General features: G+C 71.1%; 19 protein-coding genes. 4 read left to right on the top strand and 15 right to left on the bottom strand.

The window, feature by feature from the left end:
- Nucleotides 1-4 precede the first annotated feature (4 nt).
- From der to aroH, 5 genes are all read right to left on the bottom strand, one after another.
- Entirely contained in the window at nucleotides 5-1,483 is a 1,479-nt protein-coding gene (gene der, locus ABZT02_RS22145; RefSeq protein ID WP_356019706.1) for a ribosome biogenesis GTPase Der, read from the bottom strand.
- A gap of 79 nt (nucleotides 1,484-1,562) precedes the next feature.
- Complete coding sequence (locus ABZT02_RS22140) at nucleotides 1,563-2,246, bottom strand: lysophospholipid acyltransferase family protein (protein ID WP_356019705.1); 684 nt, start codon at nucleotides 2,244-2,246, stop codon at nucleotides 1,563-1,565.
- Entirely contained in the window at nucleotides 2,204-2,890 is a 687-nt protein-coding gene (cmk, locus tag ABZT02_RS22135; RefSeq protein ID WP_356019703.1) for a (d)CMP kinase, read from the bottom strand. Before cmk ends, ABZT02_RS22140 begins: the two co-directional genes overlap by 43 nt.
- A 144-nt stretch (nucleotides 2,891-3,034) precedes the next feature.
- Complete coding sequence (locus ABZT02_RS22130; RefSeq protein WP_356019702.1) at nucleotides 3,035-4,120, bottom strand: prephenate dehydrogenase; 1,086 nt, start codon at nucleotides 4,118-4,120, stop codon at nucleotides 3,035-3,037.
- Entirely contained in the window at nucleotides 4,117-4,479 is a 363-nt protein-coding gene (gene aroH, locus ABZT02_RS22125; protein ID WP_356019701.1) for a chorismate mutase, read from the bottom strand. The genes ABZT02_RS22130 and aroH overlap by 4 nt, the downstream gene beginning before the upstream one ends.
- Nucleotides 4,480-4,710: 231 nt before the next feature.
- On the opposite strand from aroH, the gene ABZT02_RS22120 reads away from it, so the two are divergent.
- The 4 genes from ABZT02_RS22120 to ABZT02_RS22105 are packed head-to-tail and all read left to right on the top strand — an operon-like array spanning nucleotide 4,711 to nucleotide 6,924.
- Entirely contained in the window at nucleotides 4,711-5,391 is a 681-nt protein-coding gene (locus tag ABZT02_RS22120; RefSeq protein WP_356019699.1) for a hypothetical protein, read from the top strand.
- A gap of 22 nt (nucleotides 5,392-5,413) precedes the next feature.
- Nucleotides 5,414-5,995 (top strand): DUF6529 family protein, encoded by a 582-nt coding sequence (locus ABZT02_RS22115; protein WP_356019698.1) that lies wholly within the window; start codon nucleotides 5,414-5,416, stop codon nucleotides 5,993-5,995.
- Nucleotides 5,992-6,399: a Rieske (2Fe-2S) protein gene (locus tag ABZT02_RS22110; RefSeq protein WP_356019696.1), complete on the top strand. Its 408-nt coding sequence runs from the start codon at nucleotides 5,992-5,994 to the stop codon at nucleotides 6,397-6,399. The genes ABZT02_RS22115 and ABZT02_RS22110 overlap by 4 nt, the downstream gene beginning before the upstream one ends.
- A 24-nt stretch (nucleotides 6,400-6,423) precedes the next feature.
- Nucleotides 6,424-6,924, top strand: a complete 501-nt coding sequence (locus ABZT02_RS22105; protein WP_356019695.1) for a GNAT family N-acetyltransferase — start codon at nucleotides 6,424-6,426, stop codon at nucleotides 6,922-6,924.
- Nucleotides 6,925-6,975: 51 nt separating this feature from the next.
- Here ABZT02_RS22105 and ABZT02_RS22100 read toward each other — a convergent pair whose 3' ends face one another.
- The 10 genes from ABZT02_RS22100 to ABZT02_RS22055 form a co-directional block, all read right to left on the bottom strand.
- Nucleotides 6,976-7,992 carry an ADP-ribosylglycohydrolase family protein gene (locus ABZT02_RS22100; protein ID WP_356019693.1) on the bottom strand — a complete coding sequence of 339 codons (1,017 nt, stop codon included), beginning with the start codon at nucleotides 7,990-7,992 and terminating at the stop codon, nucleotides 6,976-6,978.
- Entirely contained in the window at nucleotides 7,989-8,705 is a 717-nt protein-coding gene (locus ABZT02_RS22095; RefSeq protein WP_356019692.1) for an NUDIX domain-containing protein, read from the bottom strand. The genes ABZT02_RS22100 and ABZT02_RS22095 overlap by 4 nt, the downstream gene beginning before the upstream one ends.
- Before the next feature lie 78 nt (nucleotides 8,706-8,783).
- A complete protein-coding gene (locus ABZT02_RS22090; protein WP_356019689.1) occupies nucleotides 8,784-9,317 on the bottom strand; it encodes a TIGR03086 family metal-binding protein in 534 nt (177 codons plus the stop codon).
- Between the two features lie 253 nt (nucleotides 9,318-9,570).
- Nucleotides 9,571-10,713, bottom strand: coding sequence for a pseudouridine synthase (locus ABZT02_RS22085; protein ID WP_356019688.1), 1,143 nt, complete (start codon nucleotides 10,711-10,713; stop codon nucleotides 9,571-9,573).
- A gap of 11 nt (nucleotides 10,714-10,724) precedes the next feature.
- The gene (gene scpB / locus ABZT02_RS22080) at nucleotides 10,725-11,366 is read right to left on the bottom strand and encodes an SMC-Scp complex subunit ScpB (protein WP_356019687.1); all 642 of its coding nucleotides are present in this window, start codon (nucleotides 11,364-11,366) and stop codon (nucleotides 10,725-10,727) included.
- A complete protein-coding gene (locus ABZT02_RS22075) occupies nucleotides 11,363-12,436 on the bottom strand; it encodes a segregation/condensation protein A (protein WP_356019686.1) in 1,074 nt (357 codons plus the stop codon). Before ABZT02_RS22075 ends, scpB begins: the two co-directional genes overlap by 4 nt.
- Nucleotides 12,437-12,454: 18 nt before the next feature.
- Nucleotides 12,455-13,033: a hypothetical protein gene (locus ABZT02_RS22070; protein WP_356019685.1), complete on the bottom strand. Its 579-nt coding sequence runs from the start codon at nucleotides 13,031-13,033 to the stop codon at nucleotides 12,455-12,457.
- Nucleotides 13,018-14,145, bottom strand: coding sequence for a ParA family protein (locus ABZT02_RS22065; protein ID WP_356019684.1), 1,128 nt, complete (start codon nucleotides 14,143-14,145; stop codon nucleotides 13,018-13,020). Before ABZT02_RS22065 ends, ABZT02_RS22070 begins: the two co-directional genes overlap by 16 nt.
- A gap of 413 nt (nucleotides 14,146-14,558) precedes the next feature.
- Nucleotides 14,559-15,674 (bottom strand): alanine dehydrogenase, encoded by a 1,116-nt coding sequence (ald, locus tag ABZT02_RS22060; RefSeq protein ID WP_356020130.1) that lies wholly within the window; start codon nucleotides 15,672-15,674, stop codon nucleotides 14,559-14,561.
- Nucleotides 15,675-15,818: 144 nt separating this feature from the next.
- Nucleotides 15,819-17,879, bottom strand: a complete 2,061-nt coding sequence (locus ABZT02_RS22055; RefSeq protein ID WP_356019683.1) for a tetratricopeptide repeat protein — start codon at nucleotides 17,877-17,879, stop codon at nucleotides 15,819-15,821.
- Nucleotides 17,880-18,086: the final 207 nt, after the last annotated feature.

Below are 18,086 nucleotides of genomic sequence, written 5' to 3'. Positions count from 1 at the left end.
TGGGTCACTTCTTCTTCGCGCCGCGCTTCTCGCGCACCCGCACCGAGATGTGGATCGGGGTGCCCTCGAAGCCGAACTCCTCGCGCAGCCGTCGCTCGATGAAGCGCCGGTAGCCCGCCTCGATGAACCCGGAGGCGAAGAGCACGAACCGCGGCGGCTTGGTGCCGGCCTGGGTGCCGAAGAGGATGCGCGGCTGCTTGCCGCCCCGGATGGGGTGCGGGTGGGCGGCGACCAGCTCGCCGAGGAAGGCGTTCAGGCGGCCCGTCGGGACCCGCGTCTCCCAGCCCGCCAGAGCCGCCTCGATCGCGGGGACCAGCTTCTCCATGTGCCGGCCGGTGCGCGCGGAGACGTTGACCCGGGGCGCCCAGGCGACCTGGCCGAGCTCGGTCTCGATCTCCCGCTCCAGGTAGTAGCGGCGCTCCTCGTCGAGGGTGTCCCACTTGTTGTAGGCGAGGACGATCGCGCGGCCCGCGTCAACGGCCATGGTGACGATCCGCTGGTCCTGGACCGAGATGGACTCGGAGCCGTCGATCAGGATGACCGCCACCTCGGCCTTCTCGACGGCGGCGGCCGTACGCAGCGAGGCGTAGTAGTCCGCGCCCTGCTGGAGGTGGACCCGCTTGCGGATACCGGCTGTGTCGACGAACTTCCAGGTGACACCGCCGAGTTCGATCAGCTCGTCGACCGGGTCACGGGTGGTGCCGGCCATCTCGTTGACGACGACCCGCTCCTCACCGGCCACCTTGTTCAGCAGCGAGGACTTGCCGACGTTCGGGCGGCCGATCAGCGCGATCCGGCGCGGCCCGCCGACCGCGGTACCGAAGGTCTGCTCGGGCGCCTCCGGCAGCGCCTCCAGGACAGCGTCCAGCATGTCGCCGGTGCCCCGGCCGTGCAGCGCGGAGACGGGGTGCGGCTCACCGAGGCCCAGGGACCACAGGTACGCCGCGTCGGACTCGCCGCTCAGGCCGTCGACCTTGTTGGCGGCCAGCACCACGGGCTTACCGGCCTTGCGCAGCAGTCGTACGACCGCCTCGTCGGTGTCGGTGGCACCCACCTTGGCGTCCACGACGAACACGACGGCGTCGGCGGCCTCGATCGCGTACTCGGCCTGCGCGGCCACGGAGGCGTCGATGCCGAGGACGTCCTGCTCCCAGCCGCCGGTGTCGACGACCTTGAAGCGGCGCCCCGCCCACTCGGCCTCGTAGGTGACGCGGTCGCGGGTGACGCCGGGCTTGTCCTCCACGACGGCCTCGCGGCGCCCGATGATGCGGTTCACCAGAGTCGACTTGCCGACGTTCGGGCGTCCGACGACGGCGAGCACGGGCAGCGGACCGTGACCGGCCGCCTCGATGGCACCCTCGACGTCCTCGACGTCGAAGCCCTCTTCCGCGGCGAGCTCCATGAACTCCGCGTACTCGGCATCGCCAAGCGCCCCGTGGTCGTGCTCCTCGCCCGAGCCCTCGGAGTGGATGTGGTCGTTCATGAAGTCCGTACCTCGTTCATCGTGGTGATCGGTGGACAGTCCGGCCCTTTCGCCGGATTGATCCACTACTCAGTGTCGCCTAGCGCCCGGTCAGGCGCCTGGCGTTTTCCAGGTGACTGCTCAGCTGCTTCTGGATGCGCTCGGTCGCCTCGTCGAGCGCTTTGCGCGTGCGCCGTCCGCTGCCGTCGCCCGCCTCGAAGGGGTCGCCGAAGACGACGTCGACGCGGCTGCGCAGCGGAGGCAGCCCCTTTATCAACCGTCCCGGCTTCTCGGAGCTTCCCAGCACCGCGACCGGCACGACCGGCGCCCCGCTGCGCACCGCGAAGTAGGCGAGGCCTGCACGCAGGGAGGCGAAGTCGCCCTCGCCCCGGGTGCCCTCCGGGAAGATACCGAGGACCCCGCCGGTCTTGAGGACGTCGAGCGCCTGGGTGATCGCCCCGCGGTCGGCGCCCGAGCGGTCCACCTTGACCTGCCCGATGGCGATCAGGAAGGGATCCAGCGGCCCGATGAACGCCTCCTTCTTGATCAGGAAGTGCGTCGGCCGGGGTGACACGCCCATGACCATGGGGCCGTCGATGTTGTGGGAGTGGTTGACGGCGAGGATCGCGGGCCCGGTCGCGGGCATCCGCCAGGCGCCGAGCACGCGCGGCTTCCACAGCCCGTACATCAGTCCGACGCCGATCCGCCGCCCGACCTCGGCCCCCTTCTCCGACGGCACGCTCACTTCCCGGCCCGCTTCTCCTCGACGAGGGTGACGACGCACTCGATGACCTGCGCGAGGGTGAGTTCGGTGGTGTCCACCTCGACCGCGTCGTCCGCCTTGGCGAGCGGCGAGGTCTTCCGGCTGGAGTCGGCCGCGTCCCGCTTGATCAGGGCCTCGCGGGTGGCCTGGACGTCGGCGCTCTTGAGCTCCCCGCTGCGGCGGGCGGCGCGGGCCTCCGGCGAGGCGGTGAGGAAGATCTTGAGGTCGGCGTCGGGCAGCACGGTCGTACCGATGTCGCGGCCCTCGACGACGATCCCCTTCTCGGCGGAGGCCGCGATCGACCGCTGGAGCTCGGTGATCCGGGCCCGCACCTCGGGTACCGCGCTCACGGCGCTGACCTTGGAGGTGACCTCCTGGCTCCGGATCGGACCGGCCACATCGGTGCCGTCCACCGTGATCGTCGGGTTCTCCGGGTCGGTGCCGGAGACAATCTCCGCCTTGCCCGCCACGGCGGCGATCCCGGACGGGTCATCGATGTCGATCCCGTTGGTCACCATCCACCAGGTGATCGCCCGGTACTGGGCCCCGGTGTCCAGGTAGCTCAGCCCCAGCTGCGCGGCGACAGCCTTCGAGGTGCTCGACTTGCCCGTGCCGGAGGGGCCGTCTATGGCGACAATCACGGGCTGGGCGGCGCCGTTTTCCACGGGGGGACACCTTTCGGGTGCGGTCTGGCGGGTGGTGTGGGGGCGCGACTGTGCCCCGCACAAGGTTACTGGGTGCGCGTCACCCGTCCGGACGCCGTCGTCCCGGCGCCGGTCCGGGCCGGGCAGGGGCCCCGGGACGGACCCCTACTGCCGAATGGCCCAGCCCCGCTCCCGCAACGACGCCGCCAGCACGGGCGCGGCCGACGGCTCCACCATCAGCTGCACCAGACCCGCCTGCTGCCCCGTCGCGTGCTCGATCCGCACATCCTCGATATTGACCCCCGCCCGCCCGGCGTCCGCGAAGATCCGGGCGAGCTGTCCGGGCTGGTCGTCGATGAGCACGGCCACGACCTCGTACACCCGAGGCGCGGACCCGTGCTTGCCCGGAACCCGCACCTGCCCGGCGTTCCCCCGCCGCAGCATGTCCTCGATCCCGGACGCGCCCTCGCCCCGCTTGGACTCGTCGGCGGACTGGAGCGCGCGCAGCGCCCGCACCGTCTCCTCAAGATCCCCGGCGACATCGGAGAGCAGGTCGGCCACCGGCCCCGGGTTCGCGGAGAGGATGTCGATCCACATCCGGGGGTCGGACGCGGCGATCCGGGTCACGTCCCGGATCCCCTGCCCGCACAGCCGTACGGCGGCCTCCTCGGCGTGCTCGAGCCGCGCGGCGACCATGCTGGACACCAGATGGGGCATGTGTGAGACGAGTGCCACAGCGCGGTCGTGGGCGTCGGCGTCCATGACCACCGGCACCGCGCGGCAGTGCGAGACCAGTTCCAGCGCGAGGTTCAGCACCTCGGTGTCGGTGTCCCGGGTCGGGGTCAGCACCCAGGGCCGTCCCTCGAAGAGATCCGCGGAGGCGGCCAGCGGCCCGGACTTCTCCCGGCCGGACATCGGATGCGTACCGATGTACGAGGAGAGGTCGAGGCCGAGCCCCTCCAGCTCCCGCCGCGGCCCGCCCTTCACGCTGGCCACGTCGATGTACCCGCGGGCCGCACCCCGCCGCATGGCGTCGGCGAGCACCCCGGCCACGTGCGCGGGCGGCGCGGCGACGATCGCGAGGTCCACCGGCCCCTCGGGCGCCTCGTCCGTGCCCGCGCCGAGGGCGGCAGCCGTGCGGGCCTGCTCCGGGTCGTGGTCGGCGAGGTGGACGGTGACGCCCCGCCCCGCCAGCGCCAGCGCGGCGGACGTCCCGATGAGCCCGGTCCCGACGACGAGTGCGGTCCTCACTGGGCGATGTCCTTGCGCAGGGCGGCCGCGGCACCGAGGTAGACGTGCGCGATGTCGGCGCGGGGCCGGTCGGACTCGATGTGCGCCAGGACGCGGACGACTCGGGGCATGGCGCCCTCGATGTCCAGCTCCTGCGCGCAGATCAGCGGTACGTCGACGATGCCGAGCTTGCGGGCCGCGGCCGCCGGGAAGTCGCTGTGCAGGTCGGGCGTGGCCGTGAACCAGATGCTGATCAGGTCCTCCGCGGTCAGCTCGTTCCGCTCCATGATGGCGGTGAGCAGCGCCCCGACCTGCTCGTCCATGTGGCCGGCCTCGTCCTGTTCGAGTTGGACGGCGCCCCGGACCGCTCGTACCGCCACGGCATTGCTCCTTGCTGATGTACAACCCGGCTCTTTGTACAACCAGCCTAGTCAGCCGGTGCGGGGCGGGCTCGGGGCGCCCGCCCCCTGAGATGGCTTCCCGGACCGTGTCAATGTCACCCGAATGTCCCAGTTCCGCTCCTTGGGGTGAAACACACCCGTGCGCCTCTGGACTCGGGACGCCGGGTCCGCTCTGATGGCAGGAAACCTGCCTCGGGGGAGGCCCCTTTCATGAAGCGTTCCGGACCGTTGCTGACGCTGCTCGCGGGCTTGCTGTTCGGCCTGTTCATGCTCTCGCTCAACGCCACCACGGGAGAGAAGCCCACGTCGTCGTACGTGAAGCCGCCGGCGTCCGGGAAGCCGTCGCCCAGCACCAAGGCGTCACCGAGCACCGCCCCGGCCTCGACGTCCGCGCCGCCCAGCCCCTCCCCGACCCAGGCCCCCGTGCCCGAGGGCGTCTACACGGGCCGTACCGACGACGACTCCTCCGCGGTCGCCATCACGGTGCGCGACGACAAGGCGATCGCGTACGTCTGCGACGGCCACAACATCGAGTCGTGGCTGCAGGGCGACGTGAAGGACGACGGCAGCCTGCGACTCACCGGCAAGGGCGGCGCGAGCCTGGACGGCAAGGTGAAGGGAACCAAGGAGATCCGCGGCACGGCCCACGTCGGCGGCGGGAGCCACGCCTTCACCATCGGCAGGGCGAAGAAGTCGTCCGGGCTCTACCGGGCGAACAGCACGGTGGCCGGCGCGAAGATCGAGGGCGGCTGGATCGTCCTGCCGGACGGTGAGCAGGTCGGCATCCTCACACGCGACGGCAAGCCCTCACCGGCACCGGAGATCGACCCCGAGACCGGTGCGGTGACGGTCGACGGACAGCAGCTCACGGCCCGCCCGGTAACCCCCTGACCTCCGCCCGAGGGAGCCGATCATGACCGTCGACCCGAACGCGGCCACCCAGAGCTGGCCCACTCCCGAACCCGAGCGCGGCCCCGGCCCGGCCCGCTATCTGATCCCGGCCCTGGTCGCCGCCGCGGTGGCGGTCGCCCTGGGCGTCTACGGCAAGGTCCACGACCCGACGGGGACGGCCTTCAACCTCGCCGGCTTCAGCAGCACCGGCGCGGTGAAGTCATGGCTCGCGACGGTCGCGTTCTTCTTCGCGATCGTGCAGCTCGTCTCGGCGCTGATGGTGTACGGCAAACTGCCGGGGCCGCGTTGGTCCGCCACCCTGCACCGCTGGTCCGGCCGGGTGGCCTTCCTCGTCGCGGTGCCGGTCGCGGTGCACTGTCTGTACGCGCTGGGCTTCCAGTCGTACGAATCACGCGTTCTGTGGCACTCGCTCCTGGGTTGCTTCTTCTTCGGGGTGTTCAGTGCCAAGATGCTGCTGCTCCGTTCGGAGCGACTTCCCGGGTGGCTGCTGCCGATCGTCGGCGGGCTCGTCTTCACCGCGCTCACCATTCTCTGGCTGACCTCCGCCCTCTGGTTCTTCCGCACCTTCGGAGTCACGACATGACGCACAGCCCGACGCGGCGCACGATCCTTCTGACGACGGGCGCGGCCACGCTTACCGTCGGCTGCGGCGAATACGGCAACGAGAACAGTGACTCCGGGTCCAGTTCGGTCAAGGCCGGCACCGAACTGGCAAAGACGAGCGACATCCCGGTCGGCGGCGGAAAGATCTTCAAGGACGAGAAGGTCGTCGTCACCCAGCCGAAGAAGGGTGAGTTCAAGGCCTTCTCCGACATCTGCACCCACCAGGGCTGCCAGGTGACCAGCGTGTCCGGCGGCACCATCAACTGCCCCTGCCACGGCAGCAAGTTCAACATCACGGACGGCTCGGTGGCCAATCCGCCGGCCGACCAGCCGCTGCCCGAGAAGCAGATCAAGGTCACCGGGGACTCGATCGAGCTCGCCTAGCGCCTCCGGGGTTAAAGTCGGGCGGTGCCCGAGCTGAAACAGCTGCGTGCTGGTCATGCCCCGGCGGTCCTGGCCTTCGAGCTCGCGAACCGCGCCTACTTCGCCGCCTCGGTCTCCGACCGCGGCGACGACTTCTTCGACCGGTTCGCCGACCGGTTCAGCGCCTTGCTGGCTGAGCAGGAGGCCGGCATCTGCGTCTTCCACGTGCTCGTCGCCGAGGACGGCTCGGTTCTGGGGCGGTTCAATCTGTACGACCTCGAGGACGGTACCGCCGTACTCGGTTACCGGGTCGCGCAGCACGTCGCCGGCCGCGGCATCGCGACCGCGACCGTTCTGGAGCTGTGCCACGTGGCGTCGGCGCGGTACGGGCTGCGCACGCTGCGGGCGGCCACCGCCCACGAGAATGCCGCGTCCCGGAAGGTGCTGGTCAAGGCCGGGTTCGTCCCGGACGGGCCGGCCGATCCGGCCGAACTCGGCGGTAAGCCGGGCACCTGGTACCAGCGCGATCTGGCACGCCGGCCGTAGCCCGCACCGGCCTGACCGGTCCACCGGCCTGACCGGTCCACCGCCGAAGCGTCAGGCGTCCCAGAGCGCCCCGAGCGTCACCAGCTCACTGCCGTACTCGATCCGGTCGGCCCACTCGACCGGCCATGCGTCCGCTCCCAGGTGGGCTCCCGCGAAGGCGCCCGTCAGACAGGCGATCGAGTCGGAGTCGCCGGAGCTGCACGCGGCTCGCCGCAGGGCCGTCAGCGGTTCGTCCGGGAACTGCAGGAAGCACAACAGCCCGGTCGCCAGGGCCTCTTCGGCGATCCAGCCGGCCCCGGTGGCCAGACAAGGGTCCTCCTCCGGCGAGGCGTTGCGCACGGCGTCGTCGAGCCGGTCGAGGACCGCCAGGCACTCGTCCCAGCCGCGCGCCATGAACTGCCCGGGGGTCGGGTCCGGGCTCCTCGCCCACAGGTCCCCGAGCCAACGCTCGTGGTAGTGGCCCCGGTTCACCAGGGCGTACGACCGCAGCAGCCCGACCAGTTCACCCGGCTCGGCCCCCTGTGCGAGCAGCCGTACGGCACGCGCGGTGAGGTCGGACGCGGCGAGCGCGGTCGGATGCCCGTGGGTGAGCGCGGACTGCAACTGGGCGGCGCCCGCGCGCTGTTCGTCACTGAGCCCGGGGACGAGTCCGACGGGCGCGACGCGCATGTTGGCGCCGCAGCCCTTGGAACCGATCTGGCTGGCGTGCTGCCAGGGCAGATCCGTGCGCTCCAGCAGGTCGCAGGCCCGCAGGCAGGTGTTGCCCGGGGCCCGGTTGTTCTCCGGGGAGCGGTTCCACGCGATGAACTCCCGCCGGACCGGCTCCGCCATCTCGGGCCCGAGCACTCCCCGGTCCATCGCCGCCCGCAGCCCTCTCCCCACCGCCAGCGTCATCTGCGTGTCGTCGCTGACGACGGCCGGCGTGCGCAGCTCCATCTCGCGCCACGGCCCGCACTTGGCGAGGATCGACGGTACGTCGTTGAACTCGGTCGGGAAGCCGAGGGCGTCCCCGAGGGCGAGGCCGACGAGGGTTCCGGTGGCGGCGCGTTTGGTCAGGATCGTGGTCATGCGGGACGTCCTTCCGGGGACGGTCGGAGGAGAGGGGGGTGCAGGGTGGTGGCCGGTCCGGCGCGGTAGAGCGCGGCCGGTTTGCCGCGGCCGCCGGTCAGCCGCGCGGCGCCGGGGACGGCCTCGACGAAGCCGGGCGTGGCCAGCACCTTGCGGCGGAAGTTGGGCCGGTCCAGGGCGGTGCCCCACACGGTCTCGTACACCTGCTGCAGCTCGCCGAGGGTGAACTCGGGCGGGCAGAAGGCGGTGGCGAGGCAGGTGTACTCGAGCTTGGCGCCGACGCGTTCGTGGGCGTCGGCCAGGATGCGGTCGTGGTCGAAGGCGAGCGGTCCCGCCTTGTCGTACGGCACCCAGCGGGCCTCGGCCGCGTCGCCGCCGCCGTGCGGCTCGGGAGGATCGGGCAGCAGTGCGGCGAACGCGACGGAGACGACCCGCATCCTGGGGTCGCGGTCGGGCTCGCTGTAGGTCCGCAGCTGCTCCAGATGCAGCCCGGAGAGGTCCGACAGGCCGGTCTCCTCGGCGAGTTCGCGCCGGGCCGCGGTCTCCGCGCACTCGTCCGGGTGCAGGAACCCGCCGGGCAGTGCCCAGTGTCCGGCGTACGGCTCCTGCCCCCGCTCCACGAGCAGCGCGTGCAGGGCGCCTTCGGTGACGGTCAGGACGGCGAGGTCGACGGTGACGGCGAAGGGTTCGTGGGCGTACTTGTCGTAGTCCACTTACACCCGCCCCCTTCATGGTCGGCATAACTAATAGTCACTACGACTATAAAGAGCGCGCGAGTCTTCCACAAGCCTTCAGAGGCGCCGGCCCAAAAAGGCGAGAAGCCGGGTCTCGGCTTGCGCGCCGGACGGCACGGCGACCGGTTCGGCGAACCGCACTCCCCGGTCCTCCTCCCCCACCACGCACCGGGCGACGGACAGGAGTTCGGCCGCGAGGCCGTCCGGCAGGGGCCGCGGCCGTCCGCAGGACCGGGCCACGTCCCACCCGTGCACGGTGATCTCGACGGCGCCGACCGCGGCCATCACCCGCACGTCCAGCGGTCGTTCACCCACCAGCACGCCCTCGGGCGGCCCGGCGGCCCAGGCGCCGAGCACGGCACACGCGCGGGTGCGGAAGCCGCAGACCCGGTCGGCATGCGGGAGCAGTCCGATCCGTCCGCCGCTCAGCCCCTCGTACAACGCGTCCAGCGAATCGTCGAGATGACCCAGCAGCTCGCCCAGATTCCACTCGGCACACGGCGTGCCCCTGCCGGGATCCACGCACTGCGCCCCCGCGACGCTGCCCAGCGCGTAGGCGAGCGAGCGCTCCAACAACTCCCCCGCGCTCATGCCCGCACCCCCGCCAGGACGCCGCGGCAGCCCCTCGACGGCCTCACCGGCATCTCCTGAGCCCCGGGGAGCCCGACGGTCCGCCGGGGCCGCACACGGCCCTCCAGCGCTGTCGGACCCGTCCCGCCACAGTCGGCGTTCCTCGCGTCCATCCCCACTCCCTCCGTCACGGATACAGACCGGGAGGAGGACGAAAACGCATCGGCCGGCCCCGGAGGATTCCGGAACCGGCCGCACACACGCGTGGGGAGGACTACAGGTCGACTTCCTTCATCAGCATGCCGACCTCGGTGTTGGACAGCCGCCGCAGCCAGCCCGACTTCTGGTCGCCCAGAGTGATGGGGCCGAAGGCGACCCGCACCAGCTTGTCGACCGGGAAGCCCGCCTCGGCGAGCATCCGGCGGACGATGTGCTTGCGCCCCTCGTGGAGGGTCACCTCGACGAGGTAGTTCTTGCCGGTCTGCTCGACGACCCGGAAGTGGTCCGCCTTCGCGTACCCGTCCTCCAACTGGATGCCGTCCTTGAGCTGCTTGCCCAGGTCGCGCGGGATCGGGCCCACGATGTGCGCGAGGTAGACCTTCTTCACGCCGTACTTGGGGTGGGTCAGCCGGTGGGCCAGCTCGCCGTGGTTGGTGAGCAGGATCACACCCTCGGTCTCGGTGTCGAGCCGCCCCACGTGGAAGAGCCGCGTCTCACGGTTGGTGACGTAGTCGCCGAGGCACTGCCGGCCCTCGTTGTCCTCCATCGTCGAGACCACACCGGCGGGCTTGTTCAGCGAGAAGAACTGGTACGACTGCGTCGCCACGGTCAGGCCGTCGACCTTGACCTCGTCCTTCTCCGGGTCGACCCGCTTGCCCTGCTCCAGCACGATCTCGCCGTTGACCTCGACCCGGGCCTGCTCGATGAGCTCCTCGCAGGACCGCCGCGAGCCGTAGCCCGCGCGCGCGAGGATCTTCTGGAGCCGCTCGCCCTCCTGCTCGGCGCCCGGGAAGGTCTTCGGCGGCTTCACGTCCTTCTTGCCCGCGTACCGCTCGCGGTTGCGCTCCTCGGCCCGCGCCTCGTACTCGCGAGAGGTCGCCGGCACCCAACGGCCCCGCCCGGTGCCCTGACCCTGCTTGGGGCCGCCCTTGGCACCACCGCGCGCGGCGGCACCGCGCCCGGACTTCGGTCCCTCGTGGGTGGCGCCGGGGCCCACGTCGTAGCGGCGCTCCTCGGGGCGGGGGTTCTTCGGCCGGCCGCCCTGCTTGTCGTCGCGGTCGTTCCCGGCACCGCGGTAGTTACCGCGACCACCGGTACTCCCCCCGCGACCACCGCTGCTCCCGCCGCGGCCGCCGCTGTTGCCACCACGGCTCCCGCCGTTGTTTCCGCTGCTGTTCCTGCCGCTGCTGCTTCGCATCAAGTTTCCGTCTAGTCGTCGTCTGTGTCGGAATCCGGGGCGTCCGGATCGAACGACGGTACGGCTTCCTGGGTCTCGGCCTCGATCGCCTCCGCCTCCGGGAGGAAGGGCGCGAGCTCCGGGAGCTCGTCCAGACCGCGCAGGCCCATCCGCTCCAGGAAGTAGTTCGTCGTCACGTACAGGATCGCACCTGTTTCGGGTTCCGTGCCCGCCTCCGCGACCAGACCCCGCTGGAGAAGGGTGCGCATCACACCGTCACAGTTCACTCCGCGCACCGCGGAGACCCGGCTGCGGCTGACCGGCTGGCGGTAGGCGACCACCGCCAGCGTCTCCAGCGCGGCCTGGGTGAGGCGGGCCTGCTGCCCGTCCAGGACGAACCGCTCGACGGCCGGGGCGTACGCGGCCCGGGTGTAGAACCGCCACCCGTTCGCGACGTGCCGCAACTCGAAGCCCCGGCCCTGAGCGGCGTACTCGCCCGCCAGTTCCCGCAGCGCCCTGGTGATCTGCCGCTTCGGCCGCTCCAGGATCTTCGCCAGGTGCTCCTCGGTCGCGGGCTCGTCCACGACCATCAGGACGGCCTCCAGGGCCGGCTTCAGATCGAGGTCGGCGACGCCCGGCGGTCCCGCCGGGGCCTCGGTGGTGTCCTCGCTCACGCCTTGTCCTCCTTGGGCGGCTCGGGCGGTCGGTCGAACTCGTCGGTCACCGTCGGCTCGGCCTCCCCCGCACCGCCGGTCCACCGCACGATCAGCTCCCCGAGCGCGGTCTCCTGATCCAGTGCCACGGCCTTCTCCCGGTACAGCTCCAGCAGCGCCAGGAAGCGCGCCACGACGGTCAGGGTGCCGTCGGCGTCCTCCACCAGCAGCCGGAAGCTGGCCTCGCCGAGCTCCCTGAGCCGAGCGACCACGATCCCCGCCTGCTCCTGGACGCTCACCAGGGGCGCGTGGATGTGGTCGACGTAGACCTGCGGCTTGGGCTTGGGCTGCATCGCCTTCACGGCGAGCTTCGCGAACCCCTCGGGCCCGATGCTGATGACGACGTCGGGCAGCAGATCGGCGTGGTGCGGCTCGAGACCGACGGTACGGGGGTAACGCCGGGCTTCCTCGTCGAGCCGCCGGTTGAAGATGTCCGCGATCTGCTTGTAGGCGCGGTACTGGAGCAGCCGCGCGAAGAGCAGGTCACGGGCTTCCAGGAGCGCCAGGTCGGCCTCGTCCTCCACCTGTGCGGCAGGCAGCAGCCGAGCCGCCTTGAGGTCGAGGAGGGTGGCGGCGACGACGAGGAACTCGGTCGTCTCGTCGAGGTCCCAGTCCGGCCCCATGGCCCGGATGTACGTCATGAACTCGTCGGTGACCTTGGAGAGCGCGACCTCGGTGACGTCCAGCTTGTGCTTGGAGATCAGCTGGAGGAGCAGGTCGAAGGGGCCCTCGAAGTTGGCGAGCCGGACCTTGAAGACACCGTCGGACTCGTTGCCCTCCCGGGGGACGGTCCCAGCCTCCGCGGCCTCGATCTCCGTCTCTTCCGAGACCGGCACGGCCTCGATCTCCGCGGCCTCGATCTCGGCTTCCGCGACCTCAGCCTCCGCGGCCTCCGGCTCCTCCGAGACCGGCGCGGCCTCGACCTCCGGCTCCGCGACCGGCTGGTCCCGCGGAGCGCCCGGCCCCTGCCCCAGCACACGCCGACGACCGGCAGCTGCGCCGGCGCCGAGGGGAACGTCGTTCGAGGTCATGGCCTCCGCAGGCTACCGCTACCGCCCACGCAGCCGACGGACGAGGATGCTCGCGTCCCCGCGGGACTCCAGATCCGCCAGCACCACGGCGACCGCCTCGCGCACGATCCGCCCGCGGTCCACCGCCAGCCCGTGCTCACCCCGGAGCACCAGACGGGCGTGCTCCAGATCCATGAGCTCCTCGGCCGACACGTACACGGTGATCTTCTCGTCGTGCCGCTCGCGCCCACTGGGCCGCCGAGCCGGCGACCGGCCGCGCTTGCCGCGCGGCTGCGCACCGCCGGAGGCCTGGGCAGAACCTTCCTGCGCCTCCTGACGTCGCGCGGTGCGCTCCGCGGCGGCCGCCCGGAGACGGGACTCGCCCGCCTCCGCGGACTCGGCGTCGGCCGCCACATGCTCGGCCCCGTCGCCGTCCCCGCCCTGTGCGGGCACGGACTGCGGCGCGTCCTCGGGTACGGCCCCGTCCGACTCCCCCGCGGGAGCCGGTACCCGGGCCTCGCCGTTGGCCCCCCGCCGGGGAGTGGACGCCTGGAGCGCCATTCCCCCTGTCGTACGGAACAGTTCGTCGGCCCCCGGCAGACTCACTCGGCGTGACACCGGGCGAGCACCTCCCTGGCGAGCTGGCGATAGGCGGCGGCACCGACGGAGTTGGACGCGTACGTGGTGATCGGCTCACCGGCGACCGTGGTCTCCGGGAAGCGGACCGTGCGCCCGATGACCGTGTGGTAGACGTGGTCGTCGAACGCCTCGACGACACGGGCCAGGACCTCACGGCTGTGGACCGTGCGCGAGTCGTACATCGTGGCGAGGATCCCGTCGAGCTCCAGATCCGGGTTGAGCCGCTCCTGGACCTTCTCGATGGTCTCCGTCAGCAGTGCGACACCACGCAGGGCGAAGAACTCGCACTCCAGAGGCACTATCACCTTGTGCGCGGCCGTCAGGGCGTTGACCGTGAGGAGGCCGAGCGAGGGCTGACAGTCGATCACGATGTAGTCGTAGTCGGCCATGAGCGGCTTCAGAGCCCGCTGCAATGTCGACTCGCGGGCGACCTCGGAGACCAACTGGACCTCCGCCGCCGACAAGTCGATATTGCTCGGCAGCAGGTCCATGTTGGGGACCGCGGTCTTCAGCAGGACCTCGTCGGCCGCCATGCCCCGCTCCATGAGCAGGTTGTAGACCGTGAGGTCGAGCTCCATCGGGTTGACACCGAGACCCACCGACAGCGCGCCCTGCGGGTCGAAGTCCACGAGCAGCACGCGCCGGCCGTACTCCGCGAGCGCGGCACCCAGGTTGATGGTCGACGTGGTCTTGCCCACGCCGCCCTTCTGGTTGCACATCGCGATGATCTTCGCGGGGCCGTGGTCGGTCAGCGGGCCCGGGATCGGGAAGTACGGCAGCGGGCGTCCGGTCGGACCCACGCGCTCACGGCGCTGGCGGGCCGCGTCGGGCGCGAGCGTGGCGGCGTACTCCGGATCGGGCTCGTACTCGGCGTCGGGGTCGTAGAAGTGCCCCTCGGGCAGTTCGTCGTAGTCGGCGAAGTGGTTGTGGGGCGCGCCACTTCCGTCGCCGGCCATGGCGTTCACGTGATGGCCATCCATGCTCTGGTGTGCTGTCCGCACGGTGCGCGGACTCTGGTGGGCTGCGAAGGTGCGCACCGCGACGGAGCCGACAGCCTCGAACCCTGCGGGGCTCTGGGCCCCGGCAGGCATTCCTGGTTGACCACCCCCGGGAGAAAATGTCGACTCATTCACAAGTCGTCTTACCTCCTTGGTGACCAGGAAACTTCTAGACAAGGTCAGCGTGGCACCATGCCGACGGTTGGCGACTCTATGGCGTGTCGGGTGTTCACAGCAACACAATCCGCCGGACCGGGCAGGATGTGTCGGCAATGAAACATCCCGCTGTCAAGGGCGTACGGCAGTCGCACGGCAGGTTTCGCCGGTGTACGAATCGGTGCAAGGGTTACGTTCGACGTGAGTTGACCGAGAGTCGCAAAGTGACCATACACACATCCGGCCGGACCTTGTGGGGCAAGGTCCGGCCGCATGTGCCTCGTTGACGCGCCTTGTTGACGTATCGCCTTTACGAAAAGGTGACTTAGCTCTCTGCCGAGGTCACAGGCTCAGCCGAGCAGGGTTTCGAGCTCGGTGTGCTCCAGGCCGTGCGCCTCCGCGACCTCCCGGTAAACGACCTTGCCGTCATGGGTGTTGAGACCCTTCGCCAGCGCGGGATCGCGGCGCAGCGCCTCCACCCAGCCCCGGTCGGCCAGTTCGACGATGAAGGGCAGCGTCGCGTTGGTGAGCGCGTAGGTGGAGGTGTTGGGCACCGCGCCGGGCATGTTGGCGACGCAGTAGAAGACCGAGTCGTGGACCTGGAAGGTCGGCTCGGCGTGGGTGGTGGGACGGGAGTCCTCGAAGCAGCCGCCCTGGTCGATCGCGATGTCGACAAGGACACTTCCGGGCTTCATCCGCGAGACGAGCTCGTTGGTGACCAGCTTCGGGGCCTTGGCGCCCGGGATGAGCACCGCGCCGATGACGAGGTCGGCGTCCAGGACGGCCTTCTCCAGCTCGAAGGCGTTGGACATGATCGCCCGGACCTTGGTGCCGAACACCTTGTCGGCCTCGCGGAGCTTGTTGATGTCGCGGTCGAGCAGCGTGACGTGGAAGCCCATGCCGACGGCGATCTGCGTGGCGTTCCAGCCGGAGACACCGCCACCGATGACGACGGCCCGCGCGGGCTGGGTTCCGGGGACGCCGCCGGGCAGGACACCGCGGCCGCCGACCGAGCGCATGAGGTGGTAGGCGCCGACCTGCGGGGCGAGCCGGCCCGCGACCTCGGACATCGGGGCGAGCAGCGGGAGCGCGCGCGAGGGCAGCTCGACGGTCTCGTAGGCGATCGCGGTGGTGCCCGACTCGATGAGCGCGTCGGTGCACTCCTTGGAGGCGGCCAGGTGCAGGTAGGTGAAGAGCGTCTGGTCCTTGCGGAGGCGGTGGTACTCCTCCGCGACCGGCTCCTTGACCTTCAGCAGCAGGTCGGCGGTGGCCCACACCTCGTCGGCGGTGTCCAGGATCCGGGCGCCCTCGGCGACGTACTCCTCGTCCGGGATGGAGGAGCCGACGCCGGCGCCCCGCTCGATGACGACCTGGTGGCCGTGGCGCACCAGCTCGTGCACACCGGCGGGGGTGATGGCCACCCGGAACTCGTTGTTCTTGACCTCGCGGGGGATGCCGACCTTCACGTGGATCACGGTCCTTGGCTCAGAGTGTGTGGGGCAATACAACACATACCCGGGCATGCATGAGCACACCAGGAGACACCGCAGGAGAAGGTGCGGCAGAGCCAGTCTAATGAAGGTGTTCCCGCTGTCTAGCCTTTCATTGCATCAATCTTCTGCGGATGTACTACGGATTTCGCAGGCGTCAGCGTCATGTTTCGGTTCCTCGACCTGCTCAGAGGCGGATTCATCCTGGGAAAGCTCCTCCCCCAGCAGCCGCTCGGCGGCGCCGCGGTGCAGCTGGGCGGCCGCGGGATCGCCGAGGCGGTCCAGCGTGTCCGCGAGCCGCAGCTGGAGCGCGGACTGCAGCCGGACGTCCTCGGCGCGCCGCGCCCACTCCACGGCCTCCTGGCAGGTACGCAGCGACTCCTCGGGGTGTCCGGCGTACTCCTGGACGCGGGCGAGTTCGCTCAACGCGCGCGCGTGGGCCGGGACATCGCCGTTCTTGCGGTGACCGGCGAGCGCGGCCCGCCAGTTCCTGACCGCCTCGCCGTAGCGGCCGGCGTAGGTGTGCGCGGCGGCGATACGGCCGTACAGCCGGGCGGCCTCGGCGCGCTCGTCCCGGGCCAGCCGCTGGGCGAGGGCCCGGCCGAACCAGTCGGCGGCCCGGTCGTAGTCGCCGAGCTCCAGATGCGCGCCGCCTACGGATTCCATCGCGCGGCCCGTCGCATACGGGTCGTTCGCCTCCCGTCCGGCGTCCAGGGCCGCCCGATAGCGCGCCAGCGCCTCCCGGGTGCGGCCGGTCTGGGCGTCCAGGTCGGCGAGGTTCAGCAGGGCCGCGGCCTTCTCGCGGGGCAGGGCGCGCCGCTCGGCCACGTCCAGGACCAGGCCGTGGACGGTGTAGAGGTCGGGGGCGGCGGCCTTCATGCCGAAGTGGGCCACCATCGTGCGCACGAGCTGCGACATCAGGCGCCGGGCCAGGGTGTCCAGCTCCCCGTCGGCGACCGCGAGACGGACCGCGGCGAGCAGGGCCGGGCGACGGATGCGCAGCCAGTCCTCGGCGGCCCGGGGGGTCGGAAAGCGCACGGAAGGCGGCATGCCCTGGAGCTTCTCGCGGGCGTCGGGGCTGTCGGTCTCGGTGATCGTGCGGGAGGACTGGAGCAGCCGTACGGTCCGCTCCAGCATGCGGGCGCGGGCCAGCTGGAGTTCGGCCGGGCGGTCCTGGCTGTCGGCGAGGGCCTTGAGCAGGGGGTACAGACAGCCGGGGACCTCGTACTGCGGCAGCGGTGAGTCCACGGCGTGCAGCAGACCGAGCGCGACGAAGTCGTCGAGGGTGGAGCGGGCCCCGCTCACCGAGCAGCCGGCGAGCGCGGAGGCGGTGTGCGGGTCGATGAGGCCGGCCGGGGCGAGGGAGAGCAGTCGCAGCGTCCGGGCGGCCGCGGCGGGCAGGGACGTGTAGACGAGCTTGAAGACCCGGCTGAGCGGGCTCCCCTCATCACTCTCCGTATGCACCTGCTTGGCCAGATCGGCGACGGCCGCTTTGGGACGGGCGGCGAGCCAGCCCCCGGCCAGCATCAGCGCGGCGGGGTGGCCCTGGCACTCCTCGACAAGCTGCTCGGCGGCACGGGGGTCGACGGTGATGCGGACCGACCCGGCGTGCCGGGACAGCAGCTCCAGCGCGGACTTGGTGTCCAGCCCTCCGAGGGTGCACGGACGGACGTCCGCGATCCCGGTCAGCGGACCTCCCGACACGGCCACGACCAGGCATTCCGGGGTATCCGGAAGCAGGGCGTCCACCTGTTCCGCGGTCACCGCGTCGTCGAGCAGAAGCAGCGCGCGACGGTCGGCGAGGGCCTCGCGCAGCACCGCCGTGAGGTCGTCCTCGGCGGCTCCGGCGGGTGCCTGCACCCCGAGCACGGTGAGCAGTTCCCGGGCGGCGTCCCCGATCGGTACGGGGGTTCCGTCGGGCTCGCTCAACCGGGCGCGCAGCACCCCGTCGTAACGGTCAGCGACCGCCCGGACGAGTTCCTCGGCGAGTGCGGTACGGCCGGACCCGGGGCGCCCCGCGATGAGCAGCACCCTGGCTCGGGGTGCCTTCCTACCGGAGAGCGTGTCGAGTCCCGCCCGCTCGATGTCGGCGCGCAGCTCCTTCAACTCCCGCGTCCGCCCCAGGAATTGGCCCTCGCCGGACAGCCGTGTGCCGCCTGCGTCCACCGCCTGATCCGTCACGGGCCACACTCCCGTCCCACCGCACGCGCAAAGCCCGCCGGTGACCCCGGTTCGGGCTTTTCAGAGCCTAGTTCACGCTGTGCAACGTGCCTGGCGGAGCGCGGCGGCGGGGCCACGGGAGTCCCCCGATCGGATCAACGGATCATAGGAACTACGGCACCGCACTACCGATAGGGGCGCGGGGAACCGCGCGACCAGCCCACCACG

The sequence above is a fragment of the Streptomyces sp. NPDC005402 genome, from assembly GCF_040606575.1.
Lineage (GTDB): Bacteria > Actinomycetota > Actinomycetes > Streptomycetales > Streptomycetaceae > Streptomyces.
Note: the sequence above shows the minus strand (reverse complement) of the source record. Positions and strands in the feature narration are given on the sequence as shown.